Origin of the sequence: Litchfieldia salsa (assembly GCF_900104555.1) — a bacterium.
Classification (GTDB): domain Bacteria; phylum Bacillota; class Bacilli; order Bacillales; family Bacillaceae_L; genus Litchfieldia; species Litchfieldia salsa.
On the sequence record NZ_FNJU01000002.1, the window covers coordinates 438421 to 456771 of the forward strand.

An 18351-nucleotide genomic window follows, 5' to 3' on the forward strand; every position below is an offset into this window, starting at 1 on the left:
AAGACCGTTGATAGTAAAATAGGAAGCTAAGAAATGGAATTAGTTTCCTTCTATAAACAAGTTCCATAATAAGGAATAACAGGGGGATAAAGGATGGATTATGACAATTAGCAGATTATTTGCTAACTGTATTAAAAGGGAGTGAAATGAATTCACATACTCATATCAACATAGTTAACGATAAAAAAAGCCACTCTTAATTATAAAAGGGGCTCTTAGTGTATGTATTACCTAGCTTCTAGCTTCATCCAAGAATGTGTAGATAACCTCTCCACCATGTAAAGCAATTCCACGAAAATGCTTGAAATCATCTCTTTCGACTAACACTTTTCGAAAAGCTAAGAATTCTTTTTTAGAAACACGGTATTCATTTAATTCCTTGTCTCTAAGCTTATTAAAAATTTCGGTAATAAACTCCTCGTTCATGATCCACCTCTACTATTACTATTCAAGTCTTAATTTAATATTATAATCTTATTTATCTTATCCAACAAGGCAAAAACCCATTTCTCGGTTTCCTCTACACGAAAGAATAAGATGCACATAAGATATGGTGGGTATGTCACTTAGGCGTATACTTAACATTCGAATGCGAGAGGAAGTTGCAAAATGAATAAAAAATATAACCAAATGTATACTAGACAAAATGAGCTTGATCCTTGGTTTGGTCCTGATATTGATGATATGGATGAGGGGTTTGCTCCTCAATTACCAGGTACAACACCACAATTACCTTATGGAGGATATAATCCAAATACAGTCGGGATGACAGGGACACCTTCTACTAATAATCATACACACGGTACAGGGTATACGCCTTCGTACGGAAACACTCCAGGTATGTCTGGTTATCCCACTCCTGGAAGCACGTTTACTGACGCTCATTTAAATCCTGGTTTGGGCTATGTACCAGGCACAGGATTTACTCCAGAAATGGGACCTACTCCAAGTGCTGGATTTAATCCTGGCATGGGTTATGCTCCTAGTACTGAATTTAATCCTGGCATGGGCTTTGCTCCTGGTACTGGATTTAATCCTGGCATGGGTTATGCTCCTGGTACTGGATTTACTCCTGGCATGGGTTATGCTCCTGGTACTGGATTTACTCCTGGCATGGGCTTTGCTCCTGGTACTGGAGTTAATCCTGGCATGGGTTATGCTCCTGGTACTGGATTTAATCCTGGTCTGGGCTATACTCCTGGTACTGGATTTGCCCCTGGTGCTGGATTTAATCCTGGCGTGGGCTATTCTCCTGGTACTGGATTTAATCCTGGTATGGGTTATGCTCCATACACACCTGGACCTGGAACAAACAACTTCTAAATTGTCTCAAGGAGAGGAAGGGAAACCTTCCTCTTTGTTCTTGAGATTCTCTATGAAATAATGTAGGATCTTTGCGGTTAAACCCCATATGACTTTATCGTTATAAAAATAAAAATATTCTTTTATAGTTCTATTCTGCCATTGATAATTTTCTCCACCAACAATAAGTCCAAATGGAAAATCTTGCTCAGGTTCAAGTTTAACATTGATATTATACATCTTAGGTTCAGTTGCTAACAAATACGATAACGGAACAGTAAAAACTTCCCCAACTTCTGAAGAGTTTGGGTTGATCACATCAGGTTCTGTAATGACTCCTATAAACGGATAAATAACCATTCCAAAAGGAGATACAACAAAATCCATAGGGACTACATCTGTTATTAAATGTTCTGATATTCCTAATTCTTCTGATGTCTCTCTAATAGCTGTAGACATTTCAGTTTCATCTGATTCATCTTGTCTACCTCCTGGGAAGCAAATTTCACCAGGTTGTCTTCTTAGTTGCTCTGATCTCACTTCAAATAAAATATGTGTTTCATTGTTTATTTTAAGGAGTGGTAATAGAATCGAAAATTTGGAGAATTCATCACTACCAAGAATTGTTGGATGATGATTTTTAAATTTCGTCAGTACAGATTCTATGTGCATATTTTCACCCCAATCATCCCCTTCTCCTTCATGAAAGATTTTATAATTAAAATAAGGACCGTACTTACACCCAATCCATCAGTCGCTCAAGTTGCTCATCTGCATCTCGGTATCCAAGTTCGTATAGTTCCATTAATTTTTTAGGGTTTCTCTCAATCCTACCTACCTTTATCGGTAATGAAGGACTAATAACAAATACGTTCCCCAAACGTTCTTGCTCATAAATATAGTTTATTCTTTCATTATATATGTGATGTCTATTCGCAAGCACTCTAATAAGATTTGGATATTGAGGATATTTCTTTTCTAAATACCATATAAATTTTGATTTACTTTTTATATAGTTTCGATTTTTTGTCAAAATAATCACATGTTTCTCATTTCCATCTTCTTCTGATTTAAGCAATGGAATTGGATCGGAAATCCCACCATCAAGCAATTGCATACCTTGATATGGAATAACCGGCGCAATTAGAGGTAAAGAACTTGACGCTCTGAGAATTTTCAGCATATCTTTTTGTTTATATTGCTCTTTGCCAAAGTATTCAGGTTCTCCAGTTTCACAATTAGTCGTTCCAATCATGAATTCCTCATTATTTTCAAAAAAGGAATCATAGTCATAGGGTACATGGATGTTAGGAATCTCATCAAATAAATAATCCATACCAAATATTTCTCTTTTCCTAATCAAGTTCCTGATAGAAATATAGTCAGGTTGTTTAGCATAATCAATATTAACCACTTTATTTCGACCAACTTGTCTTGACAAGTAAGATGCTGCCATACAGGCACCTGCCGAAACACCTATTACATACGGAAAGAAGATGTCTTTTTGCATAAAACACTCTAAAGCTCCAGCTGTGTATAGCCCTCTCATACCTCCACCTTCTAATACTAATCCTGTATTCTTCACTTAATACAGCTCCTCCCATCAAGGTATATTTATATAAGTGTTGTGATTGTTAAGGTGCGAATAACTCCTTATAATTTTCACTTTTATTATAGACTAATATTTTTCTAGTATTCTAATAAAAAAGTCTTTACGAGGAAGGAAAATTAGGGCAAAATGAAAAAAATGGTTATTTTAAACTAAAAAGGAGCGATAACATGAAAATTGCTGAAATTGGTAATATCATCGAGTTTAAAGACGGATTAAAGGGCATCGTCGAAAAAGTTAATGAAAACTCTGTTATTGTTGATCTAACCTATATGGACAATTATCGAGATTTAGATTTGGAAAGACGTACTGTCGTTAATCACAAAAATTATACAATCGTTAATTGAGAATCTATCATTTTATTAAAATAACAATGTTTTGAAAGCGCAAACTGTAAATTTTTACATTATAGAAAGCAATGCTACAACAGAATGAAAAGTGCCTGACAACACAAATTAACAAATCGGATGCTTCCGATCAATTATTTTTGTGTTATCAGGCACTATATGAATAACTTTTTATCGATTATCTATTTTCTCAGGGTATAAATCATGATTCATCATTCGATATTCAGCCATTTCTTCGAATTTTGTACCTGGACGTCCATAGTTAGTATACGGGTCAATTGAAATACCACCTCTTGGAGTGAATTTGCCCCATACTTCAATATATCTTGGGTCCATTAATTTAATTAAATCCTTCATAATAATATTGACACAATCCTCATGAAAATCTCCGTGATTTCTAAAGCTGAACAAATAAAGCTTTAACGATTTACTTTCCACCATTTTAATCTCAGGGATATAGCTAATATAGATTGTTGCAAAATCAGGTTGTCCTGTTTTAGGGCACAGACTTGTAAATTCTGGACAATTAAATTTCACGAAATAATCTCTATCAGGATGTTTATTATCAAATGATTCTAATATATCTGGAGAATATTCAAACAAGTAATTCGTACCTTGATTACCTAATAAAGTTACATCTGTTAATTCTTCATCTTTTCTTCCTGTCATCCTATATACATTCCTTTCTTTAAAAAGCATAAACCGTGATAGACTTTTAACTAAAACTAAAAAAACTACCCCCAAGGAAGTAGCATCCTTAGTTTTTTATAGAGGGTTTTTCTAGAACCTCTCCCATATCTCAACAAAAAATATGGATTTTCTCGTACTTTACTTTCATACTATACCACTTTCTTTGACACGTAACCACTAAAATTTTCACCTAATCCTAAGCACTTATGGATCGTTTTTTTCCAATCTTAGGTTGTAGGGCTACCATTAATTTTGTCTTAGAGAACGAATAGATAACAAGAGCGGACCAAATGAATATAAATGTAATTAAATGTGTTTTCGTAAATTCTTCATTGAACAAGAACACACCTATCATCAAACTGATAGTAGGAGCAATATATTGTAGAATTCCAACCATTGATAAGGGAATTCTTCTAGCTCCTTGTGCAAACCAAAGTAAAGGTAATGCCGTTGCAACCCCTGCGCCAACTAATAAAAGTTGCTGATCAACACTAGTATTTAAAAACGTTCCGTTACCTTTTGCTTGGATAGATATTAAAAAATAAAGTGCAAAAGGCGTAATAATCATAGTTTCTAACATTAACCCGATCAATGAATCAAGATTCGCCATCTTTTTTACTAGACCGTATAATCCAAAACTTAGTGCTAGGGTGATAGAGACCCATGGAAAACTTCCATATTGAAAGGTTAAGATTAGGACACCTATACCGGCCAGTGCAAACGAAACCGTCTGCCAAAAGCTAAGTCGTTCTTTCAACACAAGTACTCCTAATAAAACACTTACTAGAGGGTTTATATAATAACCTAAACTAGTTTCAATAATATGATTACTGTTTACAGCCCAAATAAAGATAAACCAATTGCTAGTAACTAATAAAGAAGAGATTACAATCCCTAACAATACTTTTTTCCTGTGAATTAAACTACCTAGTTGTTGTTTAAGCTGTTTCCCTTTTTTAGTGATTAATATAATAGCAAACACAAATAAGAATGACCAGACAATTCGATGTGCTAATATTTCAATCGCGGATATTGTATCTAAAAGTTTCCAATATAAAGGTAATACACCCCACAGTAAGTAGGCTGAAAATGCGTACATAATACCTTTATTCTGTTCGTTGCTTTCAACACCCTTCATCCCAAACCCCACTTTCAAAAAATAGACTGTATACAAGTAAATGACTGAATTTCAAGAATTAAAATTAACCACCAAACTTAATTAGCTATGCGCTTTTAAATTATATTTCGTAAACAGAAATATATAATAGTTAATTATAGGTTTAATAATCAAATTTCACAATCAAAAATTCTCTCTTATCACAGATTTAAGATAAATTTAATTGAACAAATATTCCTTTCTTTCTTTCAACATGTTAAAGTAAAGGTATGTATAACATGTTAAAGAACTTACAAAGAAAAACAAAATTATCCTTACTCAAATTATTACGTATTAAGGACAGTGCTCATAGTGTCGCACTAGGTTTCACAGTCGGGTTTATTATTAACTTTATTCCATCCTTTGGATTAGGTCCTATTATTTCAACAACTGCAGCTAGACTTGTTAAAGGAAATTCGATTGCAGGGCTTATCGGCGGTGTTCTATTTATTTGGATTTCCCCACTTTTATTTTATATTAATATTGTTGTTGGCAAATTTTTCGTCCCCTTTGAAATAATAGATGTGGATATGGAAATCGAGGATACTGAAGAAGTAGTTTCTGCTGGATTAACTATCGGAAAAGCATTTATTATTGGCATGGTAGTGAATATGATATGGGTTGGGATAATTATTTATTACGTAATCTTTTATATCATAAAAAAACACCGAATTTCTCTTTTAGAACTAGTACATAAAAAGTGGAAAATTAAAACCTAGTAAAAGGGATGGATCTTAAGACCCTTCCCTTTTCAAAGATTTAAAAAAGCTTTTTCTTCTATTGTAAAAACTCTCGACCTTGTTAGAAACCTTTTACCTTCTGGTCCTTCAATTGAAAACATTCCTCCACGACCATTTACTACATCAATGATTAACTGAGTATGCTTCCAATAGCTATACTGGTCCTTCGAAATATAAAATGGACAACCACCAATCTCGCCAAGCAAAAGGTCAGTGTCCCCTAAAATGAGTTCTCCTTTGTGATAGCACATCGGTGAACTCCCGTCACAGCAACCACCTGATTGATGGAACATTAATTGTCCATGCTTCTCTTTTAGCTTCTCGATGAATTGTAAGGCTGTTTCTGTTGCAACCACACGTTCAACTCTCATGCTCTTAAAAGAATCCTAAAGCGTCTTCACTATAGCTCACTAAAAGATTTTTTGTTTGTTGGTAATGATTCAGCATCATATGATGATTTTCACGACCAATACCCGATTTTTTATATCCTCCAAAAGCAGCATGTGCAGGGTATGCATGATAGCAATTTGTCCACACACGTCCTGCTTCTATTCCCCTTCCAAAACGGTATGCAGTATTCATGTCACGACTCCAAACTCCTGCACCTAAACCATATAATGTGTCATTTGCAAGACTCATTGCTTCTTCTGAATCTTTAAAGGTAGTTACTGCCACAACCGGACCAAAAATTTCTTCTTGGAAAACTCTCATATTATTTGTACCTTTAAATACTGTTGGTTTCACATAATATCCGTTAGATAGTTCTCCTTCGAGCATATTACGTTCTCCTCCTGCAAGAACTATTGCCCCTTCTTCTTTTCCAATTGATAGATAAGAAAGAATCTTTTCAAGCTGTTCACTAGATGCCTGAGCACCGATCATCGTTGCAGGATCTAAAGGATTCCCCTGTTTAATCTGAGCTACTCGAGCTAATGCTCGTTCCATAAATTCGTCATAAATTGATTCATGAATTAAGGCGCGTGATGGACATGTACAAACTTCACCTTGATTTAGGGCAAACATTACAAATCCTTCAATCGCTTTATTTAGGAATGCATCGTCTTTATCCATAATGTCCGGGAAGAAAATGTTTGGTGATTTCCCTCCTAGCTCTAGTGTGACAGGTATGATATTTTCAGAGGCATATTGCATGATTAACCTACCAGTTGTTGTTTCACCTGTAAAAGCAATCTTGGCAATTCTATTACTTGATGCAAGTGGTTTTCCTGCCTCCACACCAAAACCATTAACAATATTAAGAACTCCATTCGGAAGTAAATCTTTAACAAGATCTAACCAAACTAAGATAGAAACTGGAGTCTGTTCTGCTGGTTTCAAAACAACGCAATTGCCTGCTGCTAAAGCAGGAGCCAATTTCCAAGTGGCCATCAGAATAGGGAAATTCCAAGGGATGATTTGACCAACAACACCTAGTGGCTCATGAAAATGATAAGCAACTGTATCGTTATCTATTTGGCTAAGTGATCCTTCTTGAGCACGGATTGCACCTGCAAAATAGCGAAAATGATCAATCGCTAATGGGATATCTGCATTTAAAGTTTCTCTTACAGGTTTTCCATTTTCCCAAGATTCAGCTACAGCAAGCATTTCAAGATTTTGTTCCATACGATCCGCGATTTTATTTAGAATTATCGCGCGTTCTGCTACAGAAGTCTTCCCCCAGCTTGTTTTTGCAGCATGTGCAGCATCTAGAGCTAGTTCAATATCCTCAGATGTCCCACGTGCCACTTCACAGAAAACCTTACCAGTAACTGGCGTATCATTTTCAAAATACTCCCCCTTTACAGGAGGAACCCATTCTCCATTAATATAGTTGTCATATCTCTTTTTAAATGAAACTAAAGACCCCTCAGTGTTTGGATTATTATAAACCATTCAACATTTCCCCTTTTTCTCTTAATCTATTAATCGATTTTCGCAAAAGAGTATGTAAACGCTTTCTTAGTTGCGTAAAATAGAAGCAAGTTGTTAACTAACGGAATGAATTCCACTATTTCCACCTTGCAAATCCATTATATGTTATTTCCAGATCCTTTAAAACCTACTTCATAAAAAAGTTACCAAAATAGTCATTTATTTTTTTCCCATTTCCCTTTATACTGATGATGTAGATATTTATATTTTTTTGCTATTTAGTGCAATCGATTGCACAAACCGCAAGAGAAAGGATGATTACTTTGAATAGATTATTTGATGTTGAACCGTGGAAAATAGTTGAAAACACGCTTAATACTAAAGATTTTAGATTGGCAGAAAGTGTAATGAGTCTTGGAAACGGTCACATGGGCATGCGTGGAAACTTTGAAGAGAAATATTCTGGTGACTTTCATCAAGGCTCATACATTGCTGGAGTCTGGTTTCCTGATAAAACTCGTGTAGGTTGGTGGAAAAATGGATATCCAAACTACTTTGGAAAGGTCATAAACTCAACAAATTTTATCGGAATTAATGTTCTACTTAATAGTCAAGAGCTAGATTTATTTTCTGAAACAATTAAGGATTATTCTCGTGAACTAGACATGAAGCATGGAGTTCTTACTCGAAGTTTTACTGTTATTCAAGATAAAAAAGAAACAAGTGTGAAAGTTACTCGTTTTCTCTCGATTGCTGAAAAAGAATTAGCAGTAATTAAGTATGAAATTATACCTCTTAATTACGATGGTGATGTAACATTTATACCTTATTTAGATGGAGATATTCGAAACGAAGATTCTAACTATGAAGAAGATTTCTGGGTTGAAGTAAATAAGGAGGTTTCATCATTTGAAGGAAGCCTGACAATGAAGACGAAGGACAATCCTTTTAACACCCCTACTTTCCATTTGACAACAACGATGAAGGTTGAAATCGACGGACCAGTAAGAAGTGTTACTAGCAGTATAGAGAATGAGTATGTGGATAACCAAATTGATCTTGAGTTAACAAAAGGACAGTCAACAACATTATATAAATACGTTGCGGTTACAACAGATCGTGATCATGAAGTAGGAGATCTTGTTCAAGTTGGGAAAGATTTATTATCCAAAAATATAGAAAAAGGGTATCAACAAATTCTAAAAGAACATCAAGAACAGTGGTTTAAACGTTGGGAAATTGCTGATGTCGAAATAGATGGAGATCCTGAGGCACAACAAGGAATTCGATTTAATTTATTCCAACTCTTTTCTACTTATTACGGTGAGGACTCTAGATTAAATATAGGACCGAAGGGATTTACTGGTGAAAAATATGGTGGAGCAACCTATTGGGATACCGAAGCATATGCACTCCCTCTCTACCTTGCAACAGCAACCCCAGATGTCGCAGAAAACCTGCTTCGCTATCGCCATAAACAATTAGATGGCGCATTTCATAATGCGAGACAACAAGGGTTAAAAGGTGCACTTTATCCGATGGTTACATTCACAGGTGTGGAATGTCATAACGAATGGGAAATCACCTTTGAAGAAATCCACCGCAATGGTGCAATTGCTTATGCTATTTATAATTATGTAAATTACACCGGAGATAAAGGCTATCTCAAACGTAATGGAATTGATGTTCTATCTAGTATTTCAAGATTCTGGGCAGACCGTGTACATTACAATAATAAGAAAGAAGTTTATATGATTCATGGGGTTACAGGACCTAACGAATATGAAAATAACGTTAATAACAACTGGTACACGAACCTGATGGCAGTGTGGACTTTAAAATACACTTTAGAAGTTATTGAATACTTACAATCTAATAATCTAGATGAACACCTAAAAACACTTGATCTTACAGATGCTGAAATCGCTAAATGGAAGGAAATTACTGAGAAAATGTACTTTCCTTATGATAAAGAACTAGATATATTTGTCCAACATGATACGTTTCTTGATAAAGATCTAATACATGCGTCAACGTTATCCCCCGAAGAGAGACCACTTAATCAGAAATGGTCTTGGGATAAAATTCTTCGAAGTTGTTTTATCAAACAAGCAGATGTGTTACAAGGAATGTATTTCCTTAATCATGAATTTACACTTTCAGAGAAAAAGAAGAACTTTGATTTCTATGAACCAATGACTGTGCATGAATCTTCACTGTCACCAAGTATTCATGCAGTGTTAGCTGCTGAACTGGGGCTTGAGGAAAAGGCATTTGAGATGTATCATCGAACAGCACGGTTAGACCTAGATAATTACAATAATGATACGGAAGACGGTCTTCATATCACAAGCATGACTGGGGCTTGGCTCTCAATTGTGCAAGGATTTGCAGGCATGCGTACTGCAAATGAAGCATTATCATTTGCACCATTCATTCCCGCATCTTGGAATTTTTATCAATTCAACATCGTTTACAGAGATCACTATATTAAATTAAACGTGTGTAAGGACTCTGTCAAAATTTCACAACAGGGATCAGATTTAACTCTAACTCTCTATGGGGAAAAGGTACAAATCCCATCAGAAGGAACTGTCATCATCCCATTAAAGCAGAAAGAAACAACACTTCAATAACTTTTCAAGGAGGATAAAATGAACGAAATAAAAGCCTTTATATTTGATCTTGATGGTGTTATTACTGACAGTGCTGAATATCATTTCCTTGCTTGGAAGGCTCTCTCTGATGAGTTAAATATACCCTTCACTCGCGAGTTTAATGAAGAGCTCAAAGGGATTTCTAGAATGGATTCATTAGAGAAAATTCTAGTAAATGGCCAAATGAGTGGGGCATATTCAGAAAAAGAAAAGGTGCAATTAGCAACACGAAAAAACGCTCATTATTGTACGCTAATTGAACAAATCACTCCACAGGATATTTTGCCAGGAATCAAAGAACTATTAATAGATTTGAAGGAACATGGATATAAAATTGGTGTTGCTTCCGTTAGTAAAAATGCCTTTACTGTGTTGAGTGCTCTTCAACTTAACGATATGTTTGACCATATTGTTGATGCAAAGAAGATTGTTAATAGTAAGCCAGATCCTGAAATATTTTTACGAGCTGCTGAGTATTTAAGTGTATCTCCTGAGGATTGCATTGGAATTGAGGATGCGGCTGCTGGAATTGAATCGATTAAATCAGCAGGTATGTATGCTGTAGGTGTGGGTTCTAAAGACATACTTAAAAATGCAGATATAGTTGTCGAGAGTACAAATGAATTAACATTATCTATGATCTTAGAGAAGTATAATAGGAATATATAAAGGCTGCTTGCGTATAAATTGTTGCTTTTAAAGCCGCAGGCTGAATACACTCCGCGTCCGGTGGGTGACCAGTGAGCCTCCTCGTCGCCTATGCTCCTGTGGGGTCTCACTTTGGCCACTGGTCCCACAGGAGTCTACGTGTATTCATCCTGCTTGTATCTATCATTTCATTTCAATACTTTAGTCTAAAACAACAAATTTTGAGCAAACAGCCTATATAAATAAAGAAGGACTTGAAAAAGTCCTTCCTTATTTTTTACGTATAGATTGTCTTACTATTAATTCATGAGGGATAATAATTCTTTTAGCAGGCTCATCTGGGTTTTCAATCTTTTGGATTAAATTTTTGGCTGCCTCATAACCAAGCCGATAGATGTTGATATCAACCGAAGACAATGGTGGTCTTGAAATTTCAGATAATAAAACATTGTTAAAACTAAACACAGAAACATCATCAGGAACCACTAATCCCATTTGATCTAGTGTATTTAACACACCAAATGCCATAACATCATCTGTTACTACTAGTGCAGTAGGTGGGTTAGCTAAAGAAAACAACTCATTAACCGCTTCCTTTCCGCCTTCACGGAGAAACTCCTCATGTACAACATACTCTTGATGATAAGGCAGATTCGACTCTTTTAATGCATCCTGATAACCTAATAAACGATCTGCGGTCACTACTAAATTGGGATCTCCCCCAACAAACGCAATTAATTGGTGCCCATTTTTAATAAGGTATTCTGTCGCATCTTTTGAAGCAGTATAGTTATCATTATCCACATACGTGATTTGTTGTTCGTATTTATGTGGTTTTCCTACAACAATAAAAGGAAACTTGTTATTTTTTAAATAGTTTTGAACAGGATCATCTAAACGAGAATAGAGCAGTACAATTCCATCAACAAGTCTCCCCCCCACCATATGGGTAACCGCTTCAAATATTTCTTCCTCTTCTTGTCCTGTGGACATATGAATACTATATTTCTTTTCATGCGCACCACCACTTATTCCTCTAATAATTTCAGGGAAAAATGGATTTTGAAATACCTTGTCTGTGGAGCTTGGCATCACCAAGCCGATTGCTTTTGTCGATTTGTTTGCTAGACTTCTTGCAATAATATTTGGATGATACCCAAGATCTGCCATTGCTTGGCGGACTCTTACTTTTGTTTTTTCACTTATTCGGGGGTTATTAGCAATAACTCTTGAAACAGTTGACGGTGCAACATTTGCAAGTATTGCAACATCCTTAATTGTAACAGACATGATTATAGTCTCCTTAAACCATCTATAACTTTTATTTCTATTTTACTATAGATTTACCGTAATTATCTTCCTATTTTTTCAAAATAATTAAGAAAAGCGCAAGCGCCTCGTTCAGCCTCAGGCAGGCATAAGGCGAATCACGCAGGAAATCTTGATTTCTGAAGTGATTTGACTTATGACCCGAGGGGCTAGGCGCTGGAGCTAGACACTAAAACTCAGTACGAAATTTTATACTTTCTTATCTATAAAAAAACAAAACGGAAGTGGTAAGCACATGCTACTCCACCACCGTTTTCTTTAAGAGGCTATCATTACCCTTTTGTTCCACCAGCAGTTAAGCCTGAAACGAAATACTTTTGGAAAGATAAGAAAAGTATAGCAATTGGAATTGCAATTAATACAGACCCAGCTGCAAAATTGGTAAACTCATTTCCGAACTGCTTCGCAATCATGTCATACAAACCGACTGCTAGCGTGTATTTCTCTTCGCTTCTTAGCAGGATACTTGCTAGAATGAAATCTGCGAATGGTGAAGTAAAAGTAAATAATGCAATAACTGCAATGATTGGCTTTGCTAAAGGCATAACAATCTGGAAGAATATTCGTAAATGCCCAGCTCCATCAATTTTAGCAGATTCATCTAATTCCTTAGGAATGGTATCAAGATACCCTTTCATAAGCCAGGTATTCATTGGAATAGCACCACCAACATAGACAAGGATTAGTCCTAGATGGGTATCTAATAAACCTGTTAATAATGCTAGCACAAAAATCGCAATTAATGCTGCAAAGTTTGGAATCATTTGCAAGATTAGGAAAGTAAGTAAACCATTCTTTCTACCGATAAATCGATATCTCGAGAAAGAGTAAGCCGTTAAACTAACCAAAATGACTGAGAAAAGCATTGTTAATGTACTTACTTTTATTGAGTTCCAATACCATTTTAAATAGTCACTTTGCTCAGGATCAAACAAGTATTTATAATGAGCTAATGTTGCATTATCTGGAAACATTTTTGAACCTGAAAGACTTTGTCCGGGATTAAACGATGACCCTACAATCCATAATAATGGATAGAAGATAATTCCGGCCATAATTGCTACTATTAAATACGAAAATGTTAGTCTTATGATTTTCTGTCCTTTAATACTCATATTACATCATATCCTCTTCTTGGAATGATTTTGTTCTCTTAAATTGAATCAATGCAACAGTTATTACAATAATAGATAAAACCATGGTTATGGCTGCTGCTTTTCCATATTGTGCAGATGTCATGGTTAGATTGTAAATCCACGAGATTAAAATATCTGTTCCACCTGCATTTTGACCCGATATAGCAGGTCCACCACCATTAAATAGGAAAATAACATTAAAGTTATTAAAGTTAAATGTATATTGTGTAATTAATATAGGTGCTGTCGCAAATAAAACAAGTGGCAATGTGATATTACGAAATTTGTGCCACATTGAAGCCCCGTCAACAGTAGCAGCTTCGTATAGTTCATCTGGAATTGACTGTAGAACCCCTGTAGTCATTGCGAAAATGAAAGGAAACCCAAGCCAAGTCTGAATTAAAATTAATGCAACACGTGTCCAAAGTGGCTCAGTCATCCAAGGTATGGAATCAATTCCAAAGAAAGCTAGAACCGTATTATTAATTGCACCGAATGATTCATTAAACATTCCTGCAAATACAATGATTGAAACGAATGCAGGTACAGCCCAAGGTAAAATAAAAATTGTTCTTATAATGGCTTTACCTTTAAGATCTTTTTGATTTACTAATATCGCTAAAAAGACTCCTAATCCAACTTGAAGAGTTGTTGCTACAAACGTCCAAATTAATGTCCATGATAGAACAGTTAAGAACGTTTCACGCCAAATATCAAGCTTCACAATCTCAATATAGTTTTTGAATCCGACCCAATCAACCAATTTGGCTGGTGGAGTATGATAGAGATCATAGTTTGTAAAAGATAAAAGAATAACAAATAGAATTGGGAAAATGACGACGAAAACGAGTAGAATAAATCCTGGTGACATCATTAGATAAGGGAAACCATTGTCTACTAAATTTTTATATTGTTCTCTTACACTATTCAACCTAAAGCCTTCATCTCTTCGTCTACCACTTCTAAACGCATCGATTAAATTGAATACATAAAAGCCTAGCCCAAATAGTAGTACGATAACTGCTAATATCCCTTCAACTAATAAGAAGATGGAGTGATCACGAGGTACCTGTTCCCCTAAAGTTACAATTCCCCATAGCCCCATGTTAAGTAAGTCTTTAAAAACAACGATGAATGCTCCCGTTAATATTAAAAAAACAATTCCTTTTAGATATTGTTTATTATATAGCTGACCTAGTCCTGGGATGACAGATAGGCCTAAAGCTCTTTTCCTATGATTTGACTTCAATGAAGTTGGTTCCATGATTGGAATCCCCTTTCTAACTCTCTAAATGAGGATATATTGCATATTTAATGGATAAGCAGTACCCAAGAAGGGTACCGCTTAACTTATAATTTTATTAGTTACCACCATGATTTGTTTCGATATTTGTTTTAATTGATTTAACTGCATCATCTAAAGCTGCTTTTGGCTCAGCTTTTTGATTTGCTACAACTTGTAATGCTGTTGCCATTGGTCCCCAAACTTCTGCCATTTCAGGAATGTTTGGCATTGGTGTTGCATAAGAAGATTGGACTGCAACTGCTTGAGCTCTTTCATTTTCAGCAATGACTGGATCTTCGATTAATGACTTTACTGGTGGAATTTCCTGTGTAAGCTCATAACGAATCTTAGCATTTTCTGCATTTGTTAAATGCTCAACTAACTTAGTTGCCCATTCTGCGTTCTTAGAGAAAGCAGACACATGCCATCCTTTAACACCCATGAACGTTTTAATTGGCTCACCATTAGGAAGCTTAGGTAGTGGAGCAACTCCAAAATCTATACCTGCATCAGCATATCCTTGGAATGACCATGGACCATTCATTACTGAAGCAACTTTCCCTTCATTAAATAGACCATCCATTGCTGCTCCGCCATTTTCCCCGATAATACCCTTAGGGAAAATCTCTTCGTACCATTTTTGAATATATGCTGCACCTTCTACTGCACCTTCATTATTTAGACCAAGGTCAGTTGGATCTAAAGCACCATCATTATTATTAAATACATATCCACCCATTCCACCAAGTACTCCATGAGCGAAATAGTAATTATCCCATAGTGCTAAGAATCCATATTGATCACCTGAGAAGCCTTTAGAAATTTCAAAAAGTTCATCAGTTGTTTCTGGAGCTTTTTCCATTAAATCTTTGTTATAAATAAATACTGGTGTTTCAGTTGCTTTTGGTAATCCATATAATTTACCATCATATGACTGTGATAGGATTGAAGATTCTGTAAATGTATCTATAACACTTTGATCAACATTAATTTCTTGAATAAGACCTTCAATAACTAACTGTCCAATTTGGTCATGTGGTAATGTTACAACATCTGGACCTGTTCCAGCTGGACCATCAAGACGTAATTGATCTCTTTGTTTTGTTGCCATTTCTACTTCTTTGAATTCTACTTTAATTCCATGCTCTTCTTCAAACGTTTTGATTGCTTCTTCTAGAGCAGGACTTTTATCTGTATCTTCCCAAACGACTAACTTTTCTGGCTTCCCAGCTTCTTCTTGACCTTCAGTAGCATCGCCTTCTGGAGCAGTAGTATCATCATCTTGTGGACCACAAGCTGTTAACACCCCTAAAGCTAGTACAAAAATTAAAAACATAGAAAGAATTTTCTTCATAATGACCCTCCTAGTACTATTTATATTAGTTTCTTTGCGCAACCGTTTGCAGTATTCGGCAAAAATAAAATCGTTTTCAAGTGATGAAAGCGATTGCGCAATCTACATTTTTTATTATAATTGCCTATTAACATTTTAACAACCTTTTTTTAAAAAAACTTTAATATTTTTATAGTTCACTAGAAATAGTTCAATATTCATACATATTTTATCCGTTTTCACATAAATAATGTAAACAGCCAACCGCCTTTTATATTGACTTCTAACACTTATTTGCCTACTCTAATGATAGTGTATAATTTCAAATGCAATCGATTGCTTATTATTATCCATTAAAGGAGGAATTTTATGTTAAAAGAAGCGATTTATCATCGTCCAAAAAACAACTTTGCATATGCATATGATGAAAAAACCCTTCATATTAGGCTACAAAGCAAGAAAGATGATCTACATTCAGTAGATCTAGTATTCGGTGATCCTTATGATTGGGATACTCATTATAATAGATGGAACACAACTCAAAAAGAAATGACAAAGACCGGATCAGATGAACTTTTTGATTACTGGCTTGTAGAAATTCAACCTGAGTTTAGAAGACTTAGATATGGTTTTAAACTAACTAAAGGGAATGAAGTACAATATTATACTGAAAAAGGATATTTTGACGAACTTCCAACTGATGATGTTGCCTATTTCTTTTGTTTTCCTTTTCTAAATAAAATTGATGTTTTTCAAGCACCTACTTGGGTAAAGGACACTGTTTGGTATCAAATATTTCCTGAGAGATTCGCAAATGGCGACAAAACCATTGATCCACCTGGAACTTTACCATGGGGAAGTACTGAGCCAACACCAACCAATTTCTTCGGTGGTGATTTTGAAGGTGTGATACAGAATCTTGACTATCTTGTTGAACTAGGGGTAACAGGTATTTATTTTACACCAATCTTTAAGGCAACTTCAAATCACAAATACGATACCATTGATTATTTAGAACTTGACCCACAATTTGGAGACAAAGAAACATTCAGACGTTTGGTCAAAACATGCCATCAGAAAGGAATTAAGGTAATGCTTGATGCCGTATTCAATCATAGCGGCTATTATTCACCTTTTTTCCAAGACGTTGTAGAAAAAGGGGAAGCATCCAAGTATAAGGATTGGTTTCATATACGTAACTTTCCAATTGTAACTGAACCAACTCCAAATTACGATACATTTGCATTTACCTATATGATGCCAAAGTTAAACACTGAACATCCTGAAGTGAAGAAGTATCTATTGGATGTAGGAAGATATTGGATTGAAGAATTTGATATTGATGGCTGGCGACTAGATGTTGCAAATGAAGTAGACCACCAATTTTGGAGAGAGTTTAGAACCGCTGTAAAAGACGTGAAACCTGATGTATATATCTTAGGTGAAATATGGCATGATTCAATGCCATGGTTACAAGGTGACCAATTTGATGCAGTAATGAACTATCCTTTCACAACTGCTGTCTTAAATTTCTTTGCAAAGAATACGATTGATGTTACAGAATTTACAAACATCTTATCAAATGTACTTCATTCATATCCAAACAATGTCAATGAAGTTGCATTCAATTTACTGGATAGTCATGATACTCCTAGAATTTTAACAATAGCAAAGAATCATAAAGAAAAAGTGAAATTGCTTTATTTGTTCCAAATGTCCTTCATCGGTACTCCTTGTATCTATTACGGGGATGAAATTGGCATGACAGGAGAAATGGACCCCGGATGTCGAAAGTGTATGGAATGGAATCCTGCAGAACAGGATCTAGAATTATTTTCACATGTCAAAAAACTATTAGAACTTCGCAGAACTTTCCCAGAATTCGGGAATGGCGGTGAGTTTAAAATCATTGATACCAATCCAGAGACAAATTATCTTGTTTATGCAAAAACGTCAAACGAAAGAACCATCTACTTCGTCGTTAATAATTTAGAACAACAACTTGATGTCAGTTTGTCATTATCTCAATCTTATCAACAACTTATCAATCTTTGGACAGAAGATACTCTTCAACCAACTGAGCATCTTGAATTTCAATTAAACCCACTAGATTTTAAAATAATTTTAGCCAAGCACTAATCCTAAAGCTCAAACGAGGGATAATCTCAGTGATTATATCCCTCGTTTTTTAATGTGAAAAATAAAAAAAGACGATAAATGTAACATTTCAGTACTAACCTACTA

At 35.3% G+C, this 18351-nt stretch carries 17 protein-coding genes and 1 riboswitch; of the genes, 6 read left to right on the top strand and 11 right to left on the bottom strand.

Annotated features, from left to right (window positions below; translation table 11 throughout):
- Positions 1-231 precede the first annotated feature (231 nt).
- Complete coding sequence (locus BLQ56_RS05935; RefSeq protein ID WP_090850904.1) at positions 232-426, bottom strand: hypothetical protein; 195 nt, start codon at positions 424-426, stop codon at positions 232-234.
- A 183-nt stretch (positions 427-609) separates the two neighbouring features.
- Between BLQ56_RS05935 and BLQ56_RS05940 the strand changes: the two genes are divergently transcribed.
- Entirely contained in the window at positions 610-1323 is a 714-nt protein-coding gene (locus BLQ56_RS05940; RefSeq protein ID WP_090850906.1) for a hypothetical protein, read from the top strand.
- A gap of 6 nt (positions 1324-1329) precedes the next feature.
- Here the strand turns inward: BLQ56_RS05940 and BLQ56_RS05945 are convergent, their stop codons facing one another.
- Both BLQ56_RS05945 and BLQ56_RS05950 read right to left on the bottom strand, forming a co-directional pair.
- Complete coding sequence (locus tag BLQ56_RS05945; RefSeq protein WP_090850908.1) at positions 1330-1974, bottom strand: NUDIX hydrolase; 645 nt, start codon at positions 1972-1974, stop codon at positions 1330-1332.
- A 64-nt stretch (positions 1975-2038) separates the two neighbouring features.
- The gene (locus tag BLQ56_RS05950) at positions 2039-2887 is read right to left on the bottom strand and encodes a patatin-like phospholipase family protein (RefSeq protein WP_090850910.1); all 849 of its coding nucleotides are present in this window, start codon (positions 2885-2887) and stop codon (positions 2039-2041) included.
- A gap of 194 nt (positions 2888-3081) precedes the next feature.
- Between BLQ56_RS05950 and BLQ56_RS05955 the strand changes: the two genes are divergently transcribed.
- A complete protein-coding gene (locus BLQ56_RS05955) occupies positions 3082-3258 on the top strand; it encodes a YkvS family protein (RefSeq protein WP_090850912.1) in 177 nt (58 codons plus the stop codon).
- Positions 3259-3429: 171 nt separating this feature from the next.
- On the opposite strand, the gene queF is transcribed toward BLQ56_RS05955, so the two are convergent.
- Both queF and rarD read right to left on the bottom strand, forming a co-directional pair.
- Positions 3430-3927: a preQ(1) synthase gene (gene queF / locus BLQ56_RS05960; RefSeq protein WP_090851342.1), complete on the bottom strand. Its 498-nt coding sequence runs from the start codon at positions 3925-3927 to the stop codon at positions 3430-3432.
- An 82-nt stretch (positions 3928-4009) separates the two neighbouring features.
- A riboswitch (PreQ1 riboswitch) is annotated at positions 4010-4054 on the bottom strand.
- 90 nt (positions 4055-4144) lie between these two features.
- On the bottom strand, positions 4145-5086 hold the full coding sequence (rarD, locus tag BLQ56_RS05965) for an EamA family transporter RarD (protein WP_090850914.1): 942 nt from the start codon (positions 5084-5086) through the stop codon (positions 4145-4147).
- Positions 5087-5343: 257 nt separating this feature from the next.
- On the opposite strand from rarD, the gene BLQ56_RS05970 reads away from it, so the two are divergent.
- Positions 5344-5823 (top strand): DUF2062 domain-containing protein, encoded by a 480-nt coding sequence (locus tag BLQ56_RS05970; protein ID WP_090850916.1) that lies wholly within the window; start codon positions 5344-5346, stop codon positions 5821-5823.
- Positions 5824-5855: 32 nt separating this feature from the next.
- On the opposite strand, the gene BLQ56_RS05975 is transcribed toward BLQ56_RS05970, so the two are convergent.
- A complete protein-coding gene (locus BLQ56_RS05975; protein WP_090850918.1) occupies positions 5856-6215 on the bottom strand; it encodes a DUF779 domain-containing protein in 360 nt (119 codons plus the stop codon).
- 4 nt (positions 6216-6219) lie between these two features.
- Positions 6220-7740, bottom strand: coding sequence for an aldehyde dehydrogenase (adh, locus tag BLQ56_RS05980; protein ID WP_090850920.1), 1521 nt, complete (start codon positions 7738-7740; stop codon positions 6220-6222).
- 296 nt (positions 7741-8036) lie between these two features.
- Between adh and BLQ56_RS05985 the strand changes: the two genes are divergently transcribed.
- Together BLQ56_RS05985 and pgmB are read left to right on the top strand one after the other, a co-directional pair.
- The gene (locus BLQ56_RS05985) at positions 8037-10355 is read left to right on the top strand and encodes a glycoside hydrolase family 65 protein (protein WP_090851345.1); all 2319 of its coding nucleotides are present in this window, start codon (positions 8037-8039) and stop codon (positions 10353-10355) included.
- A gap of 18 nt (positions 10356-10373) precedes the next feature.
- The gene (gene pgmB / locus BLQ56_RS05990) at positions 10374-11045 is read left to right on the top strand and encodes a beta-phosphoglucomutase (protein WP_090850921.1); all 672 of its coding nucleotides are present in this window, start codon (positions 10374-10376) and stop codon (positions 11043-11045) included.
- A gap of 249 nt (positions 11046-11294) precedes the next feature.
- Here pgmB and BLQ56_RS05995 read toward each other — a convergent pair whose 3' ends face one another.
- From BLQ56_RS05995 to BLQ56_RS06010, 4 genes are all read right to left on the bottom strand, one after another.
- A complete protein-coding gene (locus tag BLQ56_RS05995) occupies positions 11295-12314 on the bottom strand; it encodes a LacI family DNA-binding transcriptional regulator (RefSeq protein ID WP_090850923.1) in 1020 nt (339 codons plus the stop codon).
- A gap of 311 nt (positions 12315-12625) precedes the next feature.
- Complete coding sequence (locus BLQ56_RS06000) at positions 12626-13468, bottom strand: sugar ABC transporter permease (RefSeq protein ID WP_090850925.1); 843 nt, start codon at positions 13466-13468, stop codon at positions 12626-12628.
- A gap of 1 nt (position 13469) precedes the next feature.
- On the bottom strand, positions 13470-14753 hold the full coding sequence (locus BLQ56_RS06005; RefSeq protein ID WP_090850927.1) for a sugar ABC transporter permease: 1284 nt from the start codon (positions 14751-14753) through the stop codon (positions 13470-13472).
- A gap of 97 nt (positions 14754-14850) precedes the next feature.
- Positions 14851-16128, bottom strand: coding sequence for an extracellular solute-binding protein (locus tag BLQ56_RS06010; RefSeq protein ID WP_090850929.1), 1278 nt, complete (start codon positions 16126-16128; stop codon positions 14851-14853).
- 348 nt (positions 16129-16476) lie between these two features.
- Here BLQ56_RS06010 and BLQ56_RS06015 point away from each other — a divergent pair, with 348 nt between their 5' ends.
- Positions 16477-18246 (top strand): glycoside hydrolase family 13 protein, encoded by a 1770-nt coding sequence (locus BLQ56_RS06015; RefSeq protein WP_090850931.1) that lies wholly within the window; start codon positions 16477-16479, stop codon positions 18244-18246.
- Positions 18247-18351 lie beyond the last annotated feature (105 nt).

Bases quoted from the DNA above. Each gene is read 5' to 3' on its own strand.
- BLQ56_RS05935 (WP_090850904.1), bottom strand. From the start codon at position 426: ATGAACGAGGAGTTTATTACCGAAATTTTTAATAAGCTTAGAGACAAG.
- BLQ56_RS05940 (WP_090850906.1), top strand. From the start codon at position 610: ATGAATAAAAAATATAACCAAATGTATACTAGACAAAATGAGCTTGAT.
- BLQ56_RS05945 (WP_090850908.1), bottom strand. From the start codon at position 1,974: ATGCACATAGAATCTGTACTGACGAAATTTAAAAATCATCATCCAACA.
- BLQ56_RS05955 (WP_090850912.1), top strand. From the start codon at position 3,082: ATGAAAATTGCTGAAATTGGTAATATCATCGAGTTTAAAGACGGATTA.
- queF (WP_090851342.1), bottom strand. From the start codon at position 3,927: ATGACAGGAAGAAAAGATGAAGAATTAACAGATGTAACTTTATTAGGT.
- rarD (WP_090850914.1), bottom strand. From the start codon at position 5,086: ATGAAGGGTGTTGAAAGCAACGAACAGAATAAAGGTATTATGTACGCA.
- BLQ56_RS05970 (WP_090850916.1), top strand. From the start codon at position 5,344: ATGTTAAAGAACTTACAAAGAAAAACAAAATTATCCTTACTCAAATTA.
- BLQ56_RS05975 (WP_090850918.1), bottom strand. From the start codon at position 6,215: ATGAGAGTTGAACGTGTGGTTGCAACAGAAACAGCCTTACAATTCATC.
- adh (WP_090850920.1), bottom strand. From the start codon at position 7,740: ATGGTTTATAATAATCCAAACACTGAGGGGTCTTTAGTTTCATTTAAA.
- pgmB (WP_090850921.1), top strand. From the start codon at position 10,374: ATGAACGAAATAAAAGCCTTTATATTTGATCTTGATGGTGTTATTACT.
- BLQ56_RS05995 (WP_090850923.1), bottom strand. From the start codon at position 12,314: ATGTCTGTTACAATTAAGGATGTTGCAATACTTGCAAATGTTGCACCG.
- BLQ56_RS06000 (WP_090850925.1), bottom strand. From the start codon at position 13,468: ATGAGTATTAAAGGACAGAAAATCATAAGACTAACATTTTCGTATTTA.
- BLQ56_RS06005 (WP_090850927.1), bottom strand. From the start codon at position 14,753: ATGGAACCAACTTCATTGAAGTCAAATCATAGGAAAAGAGCTTTAGGC.
- BLQ56_RS06010 (WP_090850929.1), bottom strand. From the start codon at position 16,128: ATGAAGAAAATTCTTTCTATGTTTTTAATTTTTGTACTAGCTTTAGGG.
- BLQ56_RS06015 (WP_090850931.1), top strand. From the start codon at position 16,477: ATGTTAAAAGAAGCGATTTATCATCGTCCAAAAAACAACTTTGCATAT.